Origin of the sequence: Paenibacillus glufosinatiresistens (genome assembly GCF_031470375.1) — a bacterium.
Classification (GTDB): Bacteria; Bacillota; Bacilli; order Paenibacillales; family Paenibacillaceae; genus Paenibacillus_AQ; species Paenibacillus_AQ glufosinatiresistens.
The window spans coordinates 25248-43136 of record NZ_JAVFHT010000010.1; the positions used below are offsets into that span (position 1 = coordinate 25248).

Annotated in this window: 15 protein-coding genes; 3 read left to right on the forward strand and 12 right to left on the reverse strand. The window is 58.7% G+C overall.

Features of this window, described 5'->3' with window-relative positions; genetic code table 11:
• Nucleotides 1-124 precede the first annotated feature (124 nt).
• Complete coding sequence (locus tag RBI05_RS12070) at nucleotides 125-1681, reverse strand: ABC-F family ATP-binding cassette domain-containing protein (protein WP_150458761.1); 1557 nt, start codon at nucleotides 1679-1681, stop codon at nucleotides 125-127.
• Nucleotides 1682-1849: 168 nt separating this feature from the next.
• The gene (locus tag RBI05_RS12075) at nucleotides 1850-2149 is read right to left on the reverse strand and encodes a GNAT family N-acetyltransferase (RefSeq protein WP_150458760.1); all 300 of its coding nucleotides are present in this window, start codon (nucleotides 2147-2149) and stop codon (nucleotides 1850-1852) included.
• Between the two features lie 429 nt (nucleotides 2150-2578).
• Between RBI05_RS12075 and RBI05_RS12080 the strand changes: the two genes are divergently transcribed.
• On the forward strand, nucleotides 2579-6754 hold the full coding sequence (locus tag RBI05_RS12080) for a S8 family serine peptidase (protein WP_310551296.1): 4176 nt from the start codon (nucleotides 2579-2581) through the stop codon (nucleotides 6752-6754).
• 147 nt (nucleotides 6755-6901) lie between these two features.
• Here RBI05_RS12080 and RBI05_RS12085 read toward each other — a convergent pair whose 3' ends face one another.
• The 3 genes from RBI05_RS12085 to RBI05_RS12095 all read right to left on the reverse strand — a co-directional run bounded on the left by RBI05_RS12085 (nucleotide 6902) and on the right by RBI05_RS12095 (nucleotide 10403).
• Nucleotides 6902-8149 carry a Zn-dependent hydrolase gene (locus RBI05_RS12085; protein WP_310551297.1) on the reverse strand — a complete coding sequence of 416 codons (1248 nt, stop codon included), beginning with the start codon at nucleotides 8147-8149 and terminating at the stop codon, nucleotides 6902-6904.
• A 242-nt stretch (nucleotides 8150-8391) separates the two neighbouring features.
• Complete coding sequence (locus tag RBI05_RS12090) at nucleotides 8392-9564, reverse strand: threonine aldolase family protein (RefSeq protein ID WP_310551298.1); 1173 nt, start codon at nucleotides 9562-9564, stop codon at nucleotides 8392-8394.
• 83 nt (nucleotides 9565-9647) lie between these two features.
• Nucleotides 9648-10403, reverse strand: a complete 756-nt coding sequence (locus tag RBI05_RS12095) for a YdcF family protein (protein ID WP_150458757.1) — start codon at nucleotides 10401-10403, stop codon at nucleotides 9648-9650.
• Nucleotides 10404-10556: 153 nt separating this feature from the next.
• Here RBI05_RS12095 and udk point away from each other — a divergent pair, with 153 nt between their 5' ends.
• Complete coding sequence (gene udk, locus RBI05_RS12100; protein ID WP_150458756.1) at nucleotides 10557-11186, forward strand: uridine kinase; 630 nt, start codon at nucleotides 10557-10559, stop codon at nucleotides 11184-11186.
• Between the two features lie 112 nt (nucleotides 11187-11298).
• On the opposite strand, the gene RBI05_RS12105 is transcribed toward udk, so the two are convergent.
• The 4 genes from RBI05_RS12105 to RBI05_RS12120 all read right to left on the reverse strand — a co-directional run bounded on the left by RBI05_RS12105 (nucleotide 11299) and on the right by RBI05_RS12120 (nucleotide 13894).
• The gene (locus RBI05_RS12105; RefSeq protein ID WP_150458755.1) at nucleotides 11299-11910 is read right to left on the reverse strand and encodes an abortive infection system antitoxin AbiGi family protein; all 612 of its coding nucleotides are present in this window, start codon (nucleotides 11908-11910) and stop codon (nucleotides 11299-11301) included.
• 131 nt (nucleotides 11911-12041) lie between these two features.
• Complete coding sequence (locus RBI05_RS12110) at nucleotides 12042-12761, reverse strand: YebC/PmpR family DNA-binding transcriptional regulator (protein WP_310551299.1); 720 nt, start codon at nucleotides 12759-12761, stop codon at nucleotides 12042-12044.
• An 87-nt stretch (nucleotides 12762-12848) separates the two neighbouring features.
• A complete protein-coding gene (locus tag RBI05_RS12115) occupies nucleotides 12849-13595 on the reverse strand; it encodes a hypothetical protein (RefSeq protein WP_310551300.1) in 747 nt (248 codons plus the stop codon).
• A 119-nt stretch (nucleotides 13596-13714) separates the two neighbouring features.
• Entirely contained in the window at nucleotides 13715-13894 is a 180-nt protein-coding gene (locus RBI05_RS12120) for a hypothetical protein (protein WP_150458752.1), read from the reverse strand.
• 192 nt (nucleotides 13895-14086) lie between these two features.
• On the opposite strand from RBI05_RS12120, the gene RBI05_RS12125 reads away from it, so the two are divergent.
• Entirely contained in the window at nucleotides 14087-14311 is a 225-nt protein-coding gene (locus RBI05_RS12125; RefSeq protein WP_150458751.1) for a helix-turn-helix domain-containing protein, read from the forward strand.
• A 40-nt stretch (nucleotides 14312-14351) separates the two neighbouring features.
• On the opposite strand, the gene RBI05_RS12130 is transcribed toward RBI05_RS12125, so the two are convergent.
• The 3 genes from RBI05_RS12130 to RBI05_RS12140 are packed head-to-tail and all read right to left on the reverse strand — an operon-like array spanning nucleotide 14352 to nucleotide 17870.
• Nucleotides 14352-14948 carry a response regulator transcription factor gene (locus RBI05_RS12130; RefSeq protein WP_150458750.1) on the reverse strand — a complete coding sequence of 199 codons (597 nt, stop codon included), beginning with the start codon at nucleotides 14946-14948 and terminating at the stop codon, nucleotides 14352-14354.
• Nucleotides 14929-16965: a sensor histidine kinase gene (locus RBI05_RS12135; protein ID WP_310551301.1), complete on the reverse strand. Its 2037-nt coding sequence runs from the start codon at nucleotides 16963-16965 to the stop codon at nucleotides 14929-14931. Before RBI05_RS12135 ends, RBI05_RS12130 begins: the two co-directional genes overlap by 20 nt.
• The gene (locus RBI05_RS12140) at nucleotides 16962-17870 is read right to left on the reverse strand and encodes a polyprenyl synthetase family protein (RefSeq protein ID WP_310551302.1); all 909 of its coding nucleotides are present in this window, start codon (nucleotides 17868-17870) and stop codon (nucleotides 16962-16964) included. The genes RBI05_RS12135 and RBI05_RS12140 overlap by 4 nt, the downstream gene beginning before the upstream one ends.
• Between the last annotated feature and the right edge of the window lie 19 nt (nucleotides 17871-17889).

The window sequence follows — 17889 nt, forward strand, 5'->3', positions numbered from 1 at the left end:
AGCCGCAGCTTCCCTCTGTTGGCAATAGGCCAAAAATTAGCCGTGCGGTATCGTCCGCACGGCTGTTTTTTTAAGGAACACAGACAAGGTCCTGTCCTTCCCGGTCCGAACCTGAATTGCTGTCTTAGAAGACCTTCGTGGTCCAGGATTCGCAGTTCCAAATGTCGGTTGCGATCTCGCGGTAGAATTCCGGTTCATGGGAAATCAGCAGAATGCTTCCCTTGTAGGCCTTCAGCGCCCGCTGAAGCTCTTCCTTGGCATCGACGTCCAGATGGTTCGTCGGTTCGTCAAGCACGAGCACATTCGTCTCGCGGTTAATGAGCTTGCACAGCCGGACCTTCGCCTTCTCGCCGCCGCTCAGGACGGCGATCTTGCTCTCGATATGCTTCGTCGTCAGACCGCATTTGGCCAGCGCTGCGCGGACCTCGAATTGGTTCATAGACGGGAACGTCTCCCAGATTTCCTCGATGCAGGTATTGTAATTGCCTTCCTTGGCTTCCTGCTCGAAGTAGCCGATCTCCAGGTTGTAGCCCAGCTCCACCGAACCCGACAGCGCCGGGATTTCGCCCAGAATGCTGCGCAGCAGCGTCGTCTTCCCGATGCCGTTCGCGCCGACCAGCGCGATCTTCTGGCCCCGCTCCATCGTCAGGTCCAGCGGCCGGGACAGCGGGCTGTCATAGCCGATCACCAGCTCCTTGGCCTCAAAAATCAGCTTGCCGGACGTCTTTGCCTCCCGGAAGTTGAACTGCGGCTTCGGCTTCTCCTTGGCCAGCTCGATAATCTCCATCTTGTCCAGCTTCTTCTGCCGGGACATCGCCATGTTGCGCGTCGCCACGCTTGCCTTGTTCCGGGCCACAAAATCCTTCAGCTCCGCAATCTCCTGCTGCTGGCGGTTGAACGCCGATTCCAGCTGCTGCTTACGCATTTCGTAGACCTGCTGGAACTGGTCGTAGTCGCCGACATAGCGGGTCAGCTTCTGATTCTCCATATGATAGATCAGGTTGATGACGCTGTTGAGGAACGGGATGTCGTGGGAGATCAGAATGAACGCATTCTCATACTCCTGGAGGTAGCGCTTCAGCCACTCGATGTGCTGCTCGTCCAGATAGTTCGTCGGCTCGTCCAGGAGCAGAATGTCCGGCTTCTCCAGCAGCAGCTTGCCGAGCAGAATCTTCGTCCGCTGCCCGCCGCTGAGCTCCGACACGTCCCGGTCCAGCCCGATATCCGTCAGGCCGAGACCGCGGGCCGTCTCCTGCACCTTGGCGTCGATCATATAGAAATCCTGGTTCGTCAGCGTATCCTGAATGGTGCCGACTTCCTCCAGCATCTTGTCCAGCTCTTCCGGCGTGACATCGCCCATCCGTCCGTACATGTCGTTCATTTCCTGCTCCAGATCGAACAGATACTGGAAGGCGCTGCGCAGCACATCCTGTATCGTCATTCCCTTGGCCAGCACCGCATGCTGATCCAGGTAACCGACCCGCACCCGTTTGGACCATTCGACCTTGCCTTCGTCGGGCTGAAGCTTGCCGGTCACGATATTCATGAAGGTCGATTTGCCTTCGCCGTTCGCCCCGACCAGTCCGATATGCTCGCCCTTCAGCAGACGAAAGGATACATCCTTAAAGATCGCGCGATCTCCGAAGCCGTGACTCAAACCTTCTACATTCAATATGCTCATTTGGAATATACACCTTTTTTTCTTATTTGATCGTTATATTATAAGGGACGACACCCTTAAAGCTCAACAATCTTTCACGGCACCTTGTCCGCAAAAAAAGGCAAGCGTCCCGTTCCGGGGCACGCTTGCCTTGCTCATGATCAGGAACGGCGGCCTTTCGCCGCCGTCTCAGTGCTTCCACACATCCGCGTATTCCGGATTTCTCCGAAACTGGACGCCGACGTAAGAGCACTGGGGAATGATCTTGGCTCCCTCTTCCCGCGCTTCCTCCACCAGCCGCTGCAGCAGCCGCTGGGCGATATTGCCGCCCCTGTAGTTCGGGGACACATAGGTGTGGTCGGCAATCCAGGTATGTTCATCCGCCGGCACATACGTGATCTCGCCGATGGGCCCTTCCTCCGTCCGGATAACAAAAGCATGATGCTCCTTCACGATTTCACCCACATCGCTAAAGTCCTTTCGTTCCATGCCAATCCCTCCTTCTCTTTTAACTTACCCAATCCGCTCCACTTTCTTCCCATCCCCTATGAATCTGCTAGGGATTCTGCTAAGACGCAGAGATTTGCGCAAATTTAAAATAGTCATTGTGGCATGTTATCTGACTTTATTAGACAAAAGCGTACTATTTTTGAGATCAAAACGCCTGCTTTTTGTTCAAAATTTCACAACATTTCACCTACTCGCGTTAGTTATTTGGATCTAAATTCCAGAAATTGCGGAGCCTTTCTGAAATTTGGAGTAGATTTTGCATTTTACCGGTGGTAAAATCTTGTTAATATTTTTCCTACCATTCCGGACGGAAATTCAATAGGTTTTGAGAGGAGGACCGCGGGGCCGGTACGGTCGGTGGGGGAATGAGTAATTTTTCAGAACACATGACACGGAGGGGATTTTATTTTGGAGTGGAACAAACTACCTCGCAAGGCATCCATTCTGGCTCTGTCACTGGGAGTGACGGCCGGCATGATTCCGGGCGCTGCCTTCGCAGCCTCGTCGGACAGCCTGCAGAAGCAATCTTTGACTCAGAATTCCGCAGCGCCTTATATTTCACCAGAGATCAACACCAAATCCTCGAAGGATGTCCGCGTTATCGTTCAGCTCAGCGGCCAGCCGGCAGCCGTCGGCAAGTACGCCGCCAAGCAGGGCATTACCGCTCTGGCCAAGACCGCTACGGAAGCTTCGGTCAAGAGCCAGCAGTCCGACGTTCTGGACAAAGCTGACGATAAGGGCATCGACCTGACCGTCAATTACCAGTACGACACCGTTCTGAACGGTTTTGAAGTTACCATTCCAGCCGACGAAATCCCGGCGCTTGCGAAGATTCCGGGCGTCGCCTCCATCTATCCGAACAGCACTTGGTATGCGCTCCCCGACCAGCAGACGACGGTTACGGAAGAGACGTACCGCAATGATATTGCGCCTCTGCAGCAGATCCATGCCACCAACGCCTGGGACATGGGCTACACCGGCAAGGGGCTGAAGATCGGCGTCATCGACACCGGCGTAGACTACACCCACCCCGATTTGAAGGACGCCTACAAAGGCGGATACGACTCCTTCTATCAGGACAATGATCCGTACGAAGAGGTTCCGCTCACCAAAGACAACGACCCGTATCATGTCGGATACGAGGGCACGTATCACGGCACCCACGTAGCAGGTACGATCGTGGGCCAATACAAGGACAGCGAGATCGCCCAGAAGGGCGTTGCCTACGGCGCGGAACTGTACGCCTATAAAGTACTTGGACGCAATTTGGACGATCCAAGCACTTCTTCCGGCTCCTCCGCCCAGGTTATCGACGGCATCGAGCATGCCGTTAAGGACAACATGGACGTCATTAACCTGTCTCTGGGATCGGACAGCGAGAAGGATGTGAACTCTCCCGATTCCATCGCGATTAATAACGCCGTTCTGTCCGGCGTGACTGCCGTTATCGCCAACGGCAACAACGGACCCGGATACTTCACGATGGGTTCGCCGGCGGTATCGCAGCTCGGCATTGCCGTCGGAGCGGTTAACAGTCCGGTGAAGCAGTTCTCCGGCACGTTCAAGGCGGCCATTGCGGCAAAAGTCACCAATGCCACTTATGCCACCGATTATGAGTTCCGCCTCATGGGCTATGAACTCGGCAATGACGACTTTACCGGCATTCTGGGCACCGCCCCTGTCCGCGTTGTCTACGCCGATCTTGGCGCCGACGACGACTATCCAAAGAATGCCGATCTTAGCGATGCGGTGGTGTTGATCTCACGCGGCGACCTGGCCTTTACCGACAAGATCGCCAACGCCAAGAAGAGAAACGCCAAGGCTGTGGTCATCTTTAACGGCAACTTCAAGACAGTCAAGCCTGACCCTAACAATAAAGACACCTGGTACAATACAGCGGATCTGTCGGAGAGCATCAAGGACCGCGACGGCTTCATCGGCACTACGCTCGGAGATGGCTTCGACAACATCCCGACCTTTGATATCAAGGGAAGCACCGGCCGGCAGCTTGCGAGAGCCATTCTCGCCAACCCGGACAAAGACGTCTATTTCACTTTCCCTAACGACTACCATCCGTCCATGTCCGCAGGGGACCAAATCACCAGCTTCTCCTCCTGGGGCCCGAACACCGACGGCAAGCTGAGCATCAAGCCGGATATCGTGGCTCCCGGCGACGGTATTCTGTCCACCTGGCCGGCATACGGCAAGGATCATCCTGAAATTTCTTACGAGCACGCCTACAACCGGATCAGCGGTACAAGTATGGCAACGCCGCACGTAGCCGGCCTGTCGCTGCTGCTGCTTCAGGCGCATCCCGAGTATTCGCCTCTGGACGTTCGCGCCGCTCTGGCCAACACTTCTCAAGCTCTGACCTATACCGAGAAGGGCGTCGTCTATCCGGAAGACTTCTACGCCCAGGGACCTGGTCGTGCCAACGTGGAGAATGCCATCAAGACTCCGGCGATTCTCGGAGCGGTTGAACCGATCACGATTCTGGACAAGAACTACCAGAAGCAGGCTATTACGAACTTCAACCCTTCGACCAGCTTCGGCACACTGACGCCAAGCTCGTCGGACAGCAGAACGCTTCAGCTTCAGAACAAGAGCGATCGCTCCGTAGCCTACTCGGCTTCTATTAAGTGGACTTACGGCGGAGCCGGCGTTGAAGCCAGTCTTGACGCTGAATCCGTAACAGCCAGCGCTTATGGAACCGATGACTTCAACCTGAATGTTCAGGTGGCCAAGGATGCTGAACCCGGCATGTACCAAGGCTATGTCGTTCTGAACTCGCCCGGTCTGCCGACGCTCCACCTGCCATTTGCCATTTCGGTCGATGAAACGACCGCTCAACCGGACTGGGGCACAGGCATTCAGGAGCCGGTTCTCCAGAACAAAGTGATGTACAACAATGAAACGAATGTGCTGAACTTCAAGATCAAAGCCGAAGACATCAACTATTACGAAGTGGATCTCGTCGGGCTTGACGACAAGACCAGAGGCTACTTCGAGGCGTACAGTACCGGATCTCCATCCCATTACTTCGGTCCGTATACGTATAGCACAGTCATCGGTTCGACTTATTATCCGTATGACGAGAAGGGCAATCCGGTTCTCGATGCCAGCGGAGCTCCTGTAACCGCCAAGCTGACAGCCGGCGAGTACAAGATTCAGATTGTCGGCATCAAGGCCAAGGACAATACGAAGCTCCCGGTCAAGATTGACCTGCTCAACGATGATTATTACACCGCCTACACCGCATTCCGTTACATCGATGCTGCCAACCCTAACCCAACCGCTCCTTCCACGGGAGGCTCCAGCGGCGGCGGCACTGGCGGCGGTGCCGGAAGCGGCACTGTAACCCCTGCTCCTGCGGCGCCTGTGCCTGCTACGGCAGCGGCCGTTGTGGATGCGGATGCCAAGCAGGCGGCGGTAGCTCCAACCGTTACTTCCGCGAACGGCGTATCTTCCGTTACCGTAGCGGATACGGCCCTGACTGCGGCGCTGACGGCCGCCGGAACCGGCAAAACGGCTGTCGTGATCACGATTCCGGCGACCACCGATAAAGCCGCCACGGTCAACCTGACCGGCGACCAGGTGAAGAAACTGGCCGGTCTCCAGACAGGCAGCACCGTTGTCGTCAGCGTGAACGGCTCGGCCGTCGCTCTGCCGGTATCGCTGCTGACAGGCACGCCTGCGGGCGCCAGCCTGAAGCTGGACATCAAGCAAGCCCCGGAAGCAGCGGCCAAGCTGACCGCCAGCGTAACCGGAGCCAGCGTAATCGGTACGCCGATTTCCTTCGAGGCTGTCTGGACTACCGCTACGGGAAGCACGTATCTGAACACGCCGGTCAACGTCTTCATCGACCGCTCGTTCACCGTACCGGGCAAAGTAGAAACCGGAGGCGTACTGTTTGAAGAAGGCGGCGTTGTAACGCCGGTTGCCTCCAAGTTCGCTCCGCAGTCCGACGGAACAACGCTCGTCACGGTTAGCCGTCCGGGCTTCTCGACTTACGCCGCTGTAAGCAAGCCGGCAGCGGCCTTCACGGATATCGCTTCGTCCCCGGCGGCAGACGCCATCAAGAAGCTGTCGGACAAGCTGATCATTCAAGGCACTTCGGCCACTGCCTTCTCGCCGAAGAGCAGCCTGACCCGTGCGGAATTCACCGCGCTGCTGACCCGCGCGCTCGGTCTCCGCACCGACGCCAAGGCCTCCTTCTCCGATGTGAAATCGACCGACTGGTACGCCGCTGACGTTGCCGCAGCCTCCAAGGCCGGCCTCATCCTCGGGGTAGGCGGCGGCAAGTTCGCACCGACACAGAAGGTTAGCCGCCAGGAACTGGCCGTCATTCTGGACCGGGCGCTTAAGCTGACCGGCACAGAGCTGAAGACCAACCCTTCCCTGTCGACCTACGCCGACAGCGCGAAGATCGCACCTTACGCGAAGGACAGCATTCAATCGCTGACCGCTGCGGGCGTTATCTCCGCCGATCAGGGAACCAGCTTCAATCCAAAAGCCAGCGCCAGCCGCGAGACGGCAGCCGCCGCTCTCTACCAGCTGCTGAGCAAGGCCGGATTGATCAACTAATCGGCCATTCAAGCCATCCGCCCCTGGGCTCCTGCCCGGGGGCACCCCACAAAAAGACCGTTTGCGGACATTCCGCAAACGGTCTTTTTGTCATGTCCTCTCTACATACTTTCCTCTTCGTGCGATCACACGCCTCCTTCCGCATTCCTAGCGTACTCTCGCCTCTCCAGTCTCCCCCAGAAGCGCCAGCACCGCGCCCAGCAGCACATTGACGCCCTTCTCGCAATCCTCGTAGGACGTCAGCTCATCCTCGCAGTGGCTGCGTCCCCGCACGCTCGGCACAAAGATCATCGCCGCCGGCAGATAGCTTGCCACGAACTGGGCATCATGTCCGGCCCCGCTCGCCATCTCCTTGGCGGAATAGCCCAGCGATCGGGCAGACTCGGACACGGCTGCGCATACCCGGGAATCGAACCGGACCGTATCGCGCGCCCACTGCTTGACGCTGCTTACCTCGCATCCTCCCGCAGATACCGGCAGATTCCGAATGATCCGCTCCGCTTCGGCGAGCACCTCCATGTCCTTGTGCCGGGCTTCCACCGTAAATACGGCCCGGTCCGGGATGACCGTATGCACATTCGGATAGACATTCACGCGGCCCATTGTAAAGACCAGTTCCGGATCAAGCGCCCCGAGACGCTCCCGAAGCTCGGTTACCAAATCGGCGGCGGCGAAGAAGGCATCCCGGCGCATTCCCATCGGCGTCGTTCCGGCATGGTTGGATTCGCCCCTAACCGTAATTTCATAGCACACCATGCCGACGACGCAGTCCACCAGTCCAATCGTTACGCCTTCACTCTCCAGCACCGGCCCCTGCTCAATGTGCAGCTCCAGATAAGCGGCCGCTTCGCGAAGCCGGTTCTCCTCTCCGCCCTCGAAGCCGCTGGCGCTCAGCGCCTCGCCAAACGTCACCCCTTCCGCGTCGCGCTTGGCCAGCATTTCCGGCTTGCTGAATTTGCCGGAGAGAACGCCCGACGCCATCATGGAGGGCTCGAACCGGGCGCCTTCTTCATTGGTAAAATTCATGACCGTTACCGGACAGCGAGGCTGAATGCCATGGTCGACCAGCGTACGGATCACTTCCAAGCCTGCGATTACGCCGAGGACCCCGTCGAACCGGCCGCCCTTCACCACTGTATCCAGATGCGAACCCATTACAATCGGCGGCAGCGCCCCGCTTCCCGCCAGTGTCGCGTACATACAGCCCATGTCGTCCATCCGCACCTCCAGTCCCAACTCCTCGCAGCAGGAGCGAAAATACGTCCGCACCTGAAGGTCCGGCCCGCTCAACGACAACCGGGTCACGCCGCCCCCCTCGGTACGGCCGATCGCTGCGAATGCATCTATCGTGCTTCGCAATCTGGCTCCGTCTACATTCATCTGCTTTAGCTGCATAGACCTGTCCCCCGCTTTCTTCGGATACTTACAATCTGCCTATTTTCATGGTAAAACCCACTCCGGTCTTTTACATGTGACAGAGTGTCAAAGATTGGGCAGCTTATCTCCTCGGTTATGTGACAATCCCCGCGTCGTTGCCGCCATTCTGACACCATCCTTACCTTCAGCGATACAAAAAAGGGAGTGCGGCCGGCCGCACTCCCTCTCTGATCCTTCCTCCCGCCGATTGTCTCTGCCGTCTATCTGCCCTCCGAAGGCAGGCGTTCGGCAAGCTTCTCCGCCAGCCGGTCAAACGCCGCATTACGCGTCTCCTCCGGGATGGCATCCAGACTGTCGCCGACGCTCAGTTCAAAATAAGCCGTCTCCCGGCCGGGACGTACGCCGCGCGCCAAGACAACGCCGGTCTCCTCCGTAACCTCCGCCAGCACGGCTTCCAGTTCCCCGGGAGCCAGCTTCGTATGAACATGGAACATGTTCGTGACCGGCTCGGCCGGGCGGGTGGATAAGCCCGGGCAGCGGTTAAAGGCAGCCGCCAGCTTGCGGGCGCCCTGCCAGTAGTGGTTCATGCGGGGCAGGCGCCGGTCCAGCGCCGCTTTGCCGGACAGGAAATACGGATAGAGGCTGATGAGGTCGCCGCCATGCCGTCTTTTCCATATCTTCGCTTCTTCCGTCAGCTTCGCATCCCCGGCAAGCACCGCACCCGCAATGCCGGCAAGACCCTTATAGAACGAGATGTACACACTGTCGAAGAGTGCGCATACTTCAGCCGCCGTCTTGCCGTAATAAGGAAGCGCCTCGAACAGGCGGGCCCCGTCGAGGTGCAGCGGAATCCCCCGCTCCCGGCAGAGCGCAGCCAGCTCCTCCAGCTCGGCCCAGGCCGGCAGCTCGCCGCCGATTTCCCGCTGCGGCAGTTCCAGCAGAAGGCAGGAGACCTCCTCCTGCATCCCCCGGACATCCTCCGGCGCAATCAGCCGGTCGGCGGCCCCGAGCAGCACCGGCTGAATGCCGTGCAGCTTCTTCAGCCCGTCCTGTTCATGAATCTCCAGATGGCATAGCGGATGATAGGCTACTCTGGCCGTTCCCTTGCGGTCGCACCAGATCCGCATCGCGATCTGCTGGGCCATCGTTCCGCTCGGGAAGAAGACCGCCGCTTCCTTCCCGAGCAGCGCGGCCATCTCCCCCTGGAAGCTCTCGATGATCTCGCCGGTTCCATATTGGTCCGCCGGCAGGTCCTTGTCCATTCCATCCAGCAGCTCCGCCAATTGGCCGACGGTGCGGGGACCTGTACCGGCCAGCCAATACCGGGCGCTCCGGTTGGCGGACGCCAGCCGATCCGCCGCCAGCGAGGATGCGCTTGCTCCGTAGCCCCCGGAAGAAGGGTTCTTCTCTTTCTGTTCGTCTGCGCTATTCATTCTAATCCTCTCCCTAAGGGAATCGGTGATTCCCGACTATTCGTTGTTCATGGTTCGCTGCTGCTTCCTGTGTACGCCCCTATTCACCGAAGCGAAACGGCCAGCAGGCCGAGGTACTCTTTGAGCGCCAGCGAAGTCATCGCCATCGCCGATCCGCTCGGCGTCAGCTTGCCTGCGTACAGGCGCAGCGGCCCGCCGGTATTAGTCGTATAGTCGGTCGGATACGGCTGCACCGTCATCCCCGCCTGCCGGAACTCCGCCACTGCCCGGGGCAGATGAAAGGCGGACGTCACCAGAATGGGCGCCTTGAAGCCGCCTTCCCGCAGCAGCGCGGCCGTGTTCTCCGCGTTCTCCCGGGTGCTGCGGGACCGATTCTCTATCCGGATGGCCGATTCTTCCACTCCGAGTCCGAGCAGCTGCCTGCGGGCGATATTCGCCTCATTCCCGCTGTCCGGGTAGACCTGTCCGCCCGAGAACAGAATCGGCAGCCCGGTCAGCCGGTGCAGCCGAACGGCCGTCAGCAGACGGCCCGAAGCCGAACCCAACTCGTTCCCGCGGCCGTCGATATCTGGCGTCGCCGCTGTCGCTCCGCCTCCGAGAACGACAATCATGTCGCCTTGAGGCGCAGGCTGGGGGTAACGCCCCTCCAGACCGCCGATCAGCCTCTCCCCGACCAGCGGAATGCAGGTTGCGTACAGCAGCAGCGTGAGGGTCAGGACTGCGGTTCCCAGCCGGCGGGAACGGCGCCGATACAGCAGGACTGCGGCTGCCAGCAGAAGGAGAATCAGCCCTCCCGGCGGCAGTACCCAACTGTACAGAATTTTCACAACGTACAGCAATCCAAGCATTCCTCCCTTTATGGATTTCAGCGTTCCGTTATGTATCCGATCCTACTTCCGTCAAAAAGGAGACAAGCCTTTGCGAACCCTTTAGGCCCATGCTACAATATGAAGGTTGTAGGGCGCAGTATTTAGGGAGGTTCGAGAAAACCCATGTTAATCATTGGAATTGCCGGCGGAACCGGCTCCGGCAAAACGACCGTCGCCCGCTCGGTGATCGAGCGCCTCGGCACGGACAAAGTCACGTTCATATCCCAGGATAACTACTATAAAGACCATTCGCATCTGACGCTGGAAGAGCGTGCGGCCATCAATTATGACCATCCGTTCGCCTTCGACAATGAACTGCTGATCGAGAACCTGAAGACGCTTAAGGAAGGCCGTCCGGCCTTGGCGCCGGTGTATGATTTTACCGTTCACGCCCGTTCCCGGGAATTATCGACAGAGCTCGCGCCGAATCACATCGTCATTATTGAAGGCTTGCACGTGTTGTCCGACGAGAAGCTCCGCGAACTGCTGGACATCAAGGTGTTCGTCGATACCGATCCGGATGTGCGGATTCTGCGCCGCGTTCTCCGGGACATCGAAGACCGCGGGCGGACGATCCAGTCTGTCCATCATCAGTATCTCACCACCGTCAAGCCGATGCACGAAGCGTTCATCGAACCGTCGAAGAAGTACGCCGACCTCATCATTCCCGAGGGCGGCCAGAACGAAGTCGGGATTCAGCTTCTGGCTGTCCTGACCGAGAAATATTTGACCGGCGAGAAATGGGACCGCTGAGAATCGTCTCTGCGTCTCCCGCCCGCTGTCCGGCAAGCGCCCGGCTCCGCCTCATCGGCGGGACCGGGCGCCCTGTGCTTCCATGCAGGCCTCTTTCCCTTTCTCTTACGCCTTAGGCATTCTCGACAAAATCCCAGCTCAATACCGAAAGGTCCTTCGCATAGCCCAACCTGTCCAACTCCGCCCGCACCTCCGGAATCCGGTCGCCCGGCACAATGACCGCTGCCACATCGCCGGGTCCGAAGCGGAAGTCGCCCAGATGCCGCCATTCCCGTTCCCGGTAGAAGCTCTCCGCGTCACGAACGGCATAATCCGTCATCTTCACAAAGTTCATCAGGAAATGGTCGGCCGATGCGGCCATCCGGCCGGCAAATTCGCGGTTGCTGCGCGAAATATACATCACCGGCATAAAGGACTCATGAATGACCGGGGCCCGGAATCCGATGGCCACCCGTCCGTAATATTGGGAATGGCCCGGCAGATCCTTGAACGGCACGTCTGTGACCGAGCAGAATGGAGCGGTCTCCTTCTCGCCGTACAGCAACTCCGTACAGGAAGCGATCAGCTTCCGCGTTCCCAGAATCCGCAGCAGAATTTGGGCGGCCTCCCGGTCATCCAGAGGCGGGCGCAGCTTGACAATATCCAGCGGACGCTCGACCAAATGCCAATCGACCTGCGGCGAACCGGTAAAATGCCAATAGATGTTGGAATAATATCGCTGCATTTCGCTCTCCTCCCGCAGGGTTCTCCCCTACAGGAAATTACCCCGGGCTCTTTCTTCCGACGCCAAAAAGGGCTGTCCGGCATCCCGGGCAGCCTGACACCGGGAGGGCGGCTGTCCGTCTTCCGGTAAGACTATTCTTCTGAATCCACGTTGTGGTATACCTGCTGCACGTCTTCCAGATCCTCCAGCACATCGATCAGCTTCTCGAACTGCGGAACGGATTCCACCGGCAGTTCAATGTAATTCTGCGGCAGCATGGTAAGCTCGGCTACCGTAAATTCCGTTACGCCCGCAGATTTGAAAGCTTCCTGCACGGCACCGAACTGCTCCGGATCGGCATAGATAATAACGGAGTCTTCCTCTTCAATAATGTCGCGCGCATCGACGTCGTTCTCCATCAGGATCTCCAGCGCTTCCTCCGCACTCTTGCCGGTGAAGCCGATAACCGCCGTGGAGTCGAACATGTAGCTGACGGAACCGCTGACGCCGAGGTTGCCGCCGTTCTTCGTGAACGCCGCGCGCACTTCAGCCGCCGTCCGGTTGACGTTATTGGTCAGAGCATCGACGATAATCATCGAGCCGTTCGGACCGAATCCTTCATAGCGCAGCTCGTCGTAGACCTCGTCGGAGTTGCCTCTTGCCTTCTCCAGCGCGCGGTCAATAATCGCCTTCGGCACATTGTAGGTCTTGGCCCGTTCCAGCACCACCTTCAGCGCCCGGTTGGATTCGGGATCCGGCTCCCCCTGCTTGGCAACGACATAGATCTCACGGCCGAAACGGGCATAGATTCGGCTCGTATTGGCGTCCTTCGACGCTTTCTTCTCTTTGATATTATTCCACTTACGGCCCATACTTTATCGCTCTCTTTCATGATTTGGATATGCGCTAGTCCCCCTTATTATAGCTCGTTCGGAGCCCACGGACAAATGAAAACCATTTTAGCCCTTCCCGCCTTTCTGCGGCTTTCTGTCCAGACCCGCCGCTATTCCCAGCGGCAGGCAGGCCGCGGCCATCGCTGCCCGCGTGCAGTCTACCCACACCGGCTTGGCCTCAAGGCCGAACTGGGTAGCCCACAGAACGGCTGCGATCAGCGAAGCAGCCAGCACTAGAGTGCCCGAACCGGCCCGCTGGTGCAGATACAGCGGCAGCAGCGACAGAAGTCCGATGCACAGCGAGCTAAGCATCAACCGGCCAAAGAAGGCGCCGGTGAAGAATCCTTGCAGAGAGACCGCCGAACCCGCCAGCCGGTAGACCGGTTCAAAGATCAGCAGCAGTCCATCCAGCAGCAAAGTCGAGAGCAGGGTGCCCAACAGCCCCATGGCCGGTGCGCGCCAGATTCTTGTGCCCGTATGCCGTTTCCCTGCGGCATCGGCCACACGGGCCGTCCAGCCCGTGAGAACGATGCAGCCCGGCCAGATAATGGAATTGTTAATCTCCCTGAGCGCCTCTCCCATCGACCCGAAACGCGGCTGTCCCCGCCCTTCCAGCCCCAGCAGATAGAGCAGGAGGAGCACCGCAGCATTGAAGAGAAAGAAAGCTGCGGCCACTTGCTCCGCAGCGCCCGGGCCGATCACGGCTCCGGCTTCAGGGGCAGCGGCAGCCGGCCTTGTGAACTCTGCCGCATCTTCTACCCGGTTCTTCTCCTTATCCTGTTCAGCCGGCAGCCCATCCACTTCAGCGAACACAGCCGATTCCCCTCCTTCTCGCTCTCGTTCCGGCCTCAAACAGACAGCAGCCAGGATCGACAGTCGATCCTGGCTGCTGCTGCAGTCCGCTTGGTACTGCTCAACCCGCTTGCGGGCGATCAGCTCGGCCATTCACCTTTAGCGGTCTTGACAATCTTCGATACGGTCGACCGGGGGGAGTCGCCGAACATCAGATTAAGCTTCTCGAACACCTGGGGAGAAACATTCGTCTGCACATCCGCAAGCTGGAGAGTACCACCCTTCATACCTTGTACCATTTGCCACAGATTCTGAGACATCTCTTTCATCCTCCTTTTATCGGATAGCTAGATTATAAGACGAACTCCGAGCGCCGCCATGAGTATATTGTGCAATCTATCGGCCCTCCAACTCTCTGCACAAATTACTCTTCTGCGCCGACTGGAAGCAACGCTACAATATCAGGCAGAGGCGGCGCCGCCGTCCGTTAATTCAAGGAGGTTCTGACCCGTATGATTATGATTGATCTGGATCTCATGATGTTCAAGAGAAGAATCGAACTGCCCGAGCTGGCGCAATTGACCGGGATTGCCCCGGCCAGCCTGGCGGGATTGTGCAGGGGAAGCCATCCCTCCATCCGGCTGGATCTGCTCGACAGACTGTGCGAGACTCTCCAGTGCTCGCCGGCCGATCTGCTCGTCCGGATCGAGGAAGCTCCCCGTGTCCGGCTGCACTGAGCGGCCGGCTCGGGCCCTCCGCCCGGCAGCGCAGATCTTCCTATTTGACGAACTTCACCTTCACAATCCCCATCTCGATGCCGCGCATGATGGCGGCCACCGTTGAATTGACATTGAACTTCTCATTAATGGTCTGCAGGTGGTTATTGACCGTCCGCCGGCTGATGTAGAGCCGGTCCGCCACTTCCTGCTGGCGCAGCCCCTCCGCCATGAGCTGGAGCACCTCCTTTTCCCGGTTGGTCAGTGGCTGGGTATCGGAGTCGTACTTCGGAAAGATCAGCCCGCCCCTCGCCACGAACTGGATATGCTCCACGAGCTCGTGAATCGAAATATTCTTGTTGATGAACCCCCGCGTTCCCATCTGAATCGCCTGGTTATGGTATTCGATCAAGTCGTAGCCCGAGAGGAAAATAATCTTCTGCTCCGGATACCGTTCCAGCACCTTCCGCGCCATCTCCAGCCCGTTGTAATCTCCCATATGTATATCCATCAGCACAATGTCCGGCCGGCCAGCGGCCAGGATGTCCATCATCTTCTCCGGCGAAGTATGCGTCTCGAAGCGCTCCACCATGCCCCGCATAGAAATTTCCAGGCTCTTGGCAAACAGCTTGTGGTCGTCAAACAGCATAATGTGCATAATCCTTGTCCGCCTCCTTCAACGGAATTTTGATCTGGGCATGGGTGCCGCAGTCGCCGCCGCTGCGGATGGAGAATTCGCCCCGAAGCACGCTGACCTCCTGCCGGATGGACAGCAGGCCGATATGCAGGCCCCGGCCGCTCTCCATGCCGTCTTCGCAGTCCTCCGAATCAAATCCCTTGCCGTTATCGGTGACATCCGCGATCAGAAGGTCCCGGTCGGTCGCATAGAGCGAGACGACAATCTCGCTGGCGTCGGCATGCTTGACCGCATTGGTCAGCAGTTCCTTAATCATGCGGAACAAGGCGTACGCCAGTTCTCCCCCGGGATCGAGACCGGGCTCCGCGTCCAGACGAATCTGCAGGCCGGGCCGGTGTACGGCCTCGCGTTTCATTTTGCCGCACAGAATGCCCAAGCTCTCCACGAGTCCAAGGTCGGCCAGCGTCGTCGGATAAATATCGAACATCCGGTCCCGGATCGAAGCGTTCAGCTCGCCGAGCGTATCCAGCATCAGTTCCCGCACATCCGCCTGCCGGGTATGGAGCACCTCCGTCATATTGCGCAGAGCCAGAATGGGCTGAAGCACATCGTCGTGCAGATAGAGGGCGATGCTTTTGCGGATATCCTCCTCCTTCTGCTTCATGGTCACGTTGACATAATCCTCCTGGCGGATGGTCGGAACCAGGATGCGCCGCTGCCGCCCCCGGTGCAGAATCTCCGTTGTCTTCAGAATTTCGCAGATGGTGTCGGCCATGACGAGAATCGTATTGACTTCATCGGGCGTGAATTTGTCGCCGCCGCGTTTGTGCCCTGCAATCAGCCATCCGTGCACCTCATTCCGGTACTTCAGCGGGAAGGAATAATACGATTGCGTTCCGTAGGCAAAATAGCCGATGCTCTCCTGAAGCTGCCGGGTATCGTATTTGCGAAGCGAGAACGGCTCGAACACGCCGCTCTGCTCCAGGACATAGCTGCGCCCGTCCTCCTTCCAGATAATCAGCGTTCCGTCCAGAGCGATCGTCCGGTCGATCAGCTGGCGGATCAGATTGCTCAGCGTGGACAGGTACTGATCGTAGGTTACTTTTTGCAGAATGTCCTGGCGTTCCTTCTCCATCTTCTCCCGGGCCTGATTCACCATATTCAGATGGCGGGTCGCCAGACGACGCTGGTATAGCAGACAGGAGTAGAAGAGAATGGTCCCTGCATAGAGAAGCAGCAAGGTCTGGAACAGGGTGATGCCCAGCAGGCAGCTGCTGAACAGCACAAGCAGGGCAGCCCCCGTGAGCACGAATGCCGTCAGCTTCAGCAGATACATGTAGTTGAGATGAGTGCGGAGCGGCCGGCTCCGCTTCATCAAGATGCAGCCCGCCGCTGCGGGAACGAGAATAAGCGCGTAGATCGTATTGAACTTGACCGAATCGGTCAGAAAGTGGCGAAGAAACGTATAGGCCGTAATAAAAGGCAGCAGCGCGCCCCAGATCGAGACATTGAGCACCGTCCGTTCCCAGTTCAGCACCCGGCGCTGTCTCGCCCTGTAGTAGACCGACAGCCGGATACAGCTTGCGGCCATGACCAGCAGATGCAGGAACAGCATATAGGCAAGCTCCGCCCGGAAGCTCAGCAGCGCGGCGGCCGTCGCCAGCGCCGAGCCGAGCAATAGACGGTTCCATTTGCGGTAGGGGGCCTTCCGGGGAAGCTCCGTGAAGTGGACGAAGAACATGAACAGAGCGTTTGGCGCAAGGCTCATCAGTACCCGCCCCACGGCATAATAGCCCCGGGAAGGCCCGTTCAGCAGCAGCAGAATCCAGGCGGCCATATACATGCAGACGATGAACCATCCGGCCGCCGGCATCTTCGACGTATTCAGATAGACGAATGTGCCCAGCCCGATCAGCAGGGTGATGAACAGCAGATCTTCTCCGTACCCCTGCGGACTGCCGTCCTTGAACAGGACCACAGTCAGCATCAGCAGAATGGAGTGGGCCGGAATCAGGCCCTTCCAGACGGAACGGCTCATTCGGGACCCAGACCCAGATAGTCCAGCAGACGGGCGTTCCGCTCCTGCTCCTCGGGGAAACGCGTGCGGAGCAGCTCCGCACATCTCTCCTTGTGCATCTCGCGGATAATGGCGCAGTATTCCAGCGCGCCGCTGGCGGCCAGGCGCTCCCGGGCGGCTTCCTGCGGGACGTCTCCGGCCGCGCAGCCGCGCAGGAGCCGCGCCGTCTCCGCCCCTCCGTACTCCTCCGGCATATCCAGCGCCTTGATCAGCGGCAGCGTCGGCCGCAGACGCGCAAGATCGCTCTTGCCCTCGCTGAAGACTCCGTGCAGATCGTTCAGCAGCTGGGTCGCCGCGGCGGCCGAATCGCAGAACGCTTCCCAGAATTCGCGCCGGCCGGGGTCGGCAAGGAAGGCGGCGATTTTGAAGAAAGCGGCGGATTTGGGCAGAATTTCGGTCATATAGCGTTCTTCATCCATGCCGTCGAATGCCGTCCGGCTGACGTCGATCCATTCTCCGTGGAGCGCCTCCTGCAAATAGGCGTACAGCCGATCGGGCTCCTCCGATACCCGGTTCAGCCGCCGCAGGCAATCCACCAGCAGATCGGTGAACAGAAAGACCGCCCCCGATTCGCCGATTGCGTCCGCCAGCGCCGGGTTATCTCCGTCCGCCAGATCATCCAGTATCTTCGAGGACAGACAGAGCAGCTCAACCGATACCGCAATCTCCTCCGTCTCTGCCCCGCAGAGCCTGTCCGCATAACCGGCGAGAAGAAGATACAGCCCGCCCCAGCTGAACCGGTTCAGCCTCAGCGGCAGATTCAGCGCCTCCAGCACAGTTGCGCCGCCGTCCCTTCCATACTTGTCCAGCAGAGTTCTGCGGCGGATGGCTCCTACCATATCCTCAATTCCGGCAGCCCGATTCATTTCCATTCCCCTTTGCCTG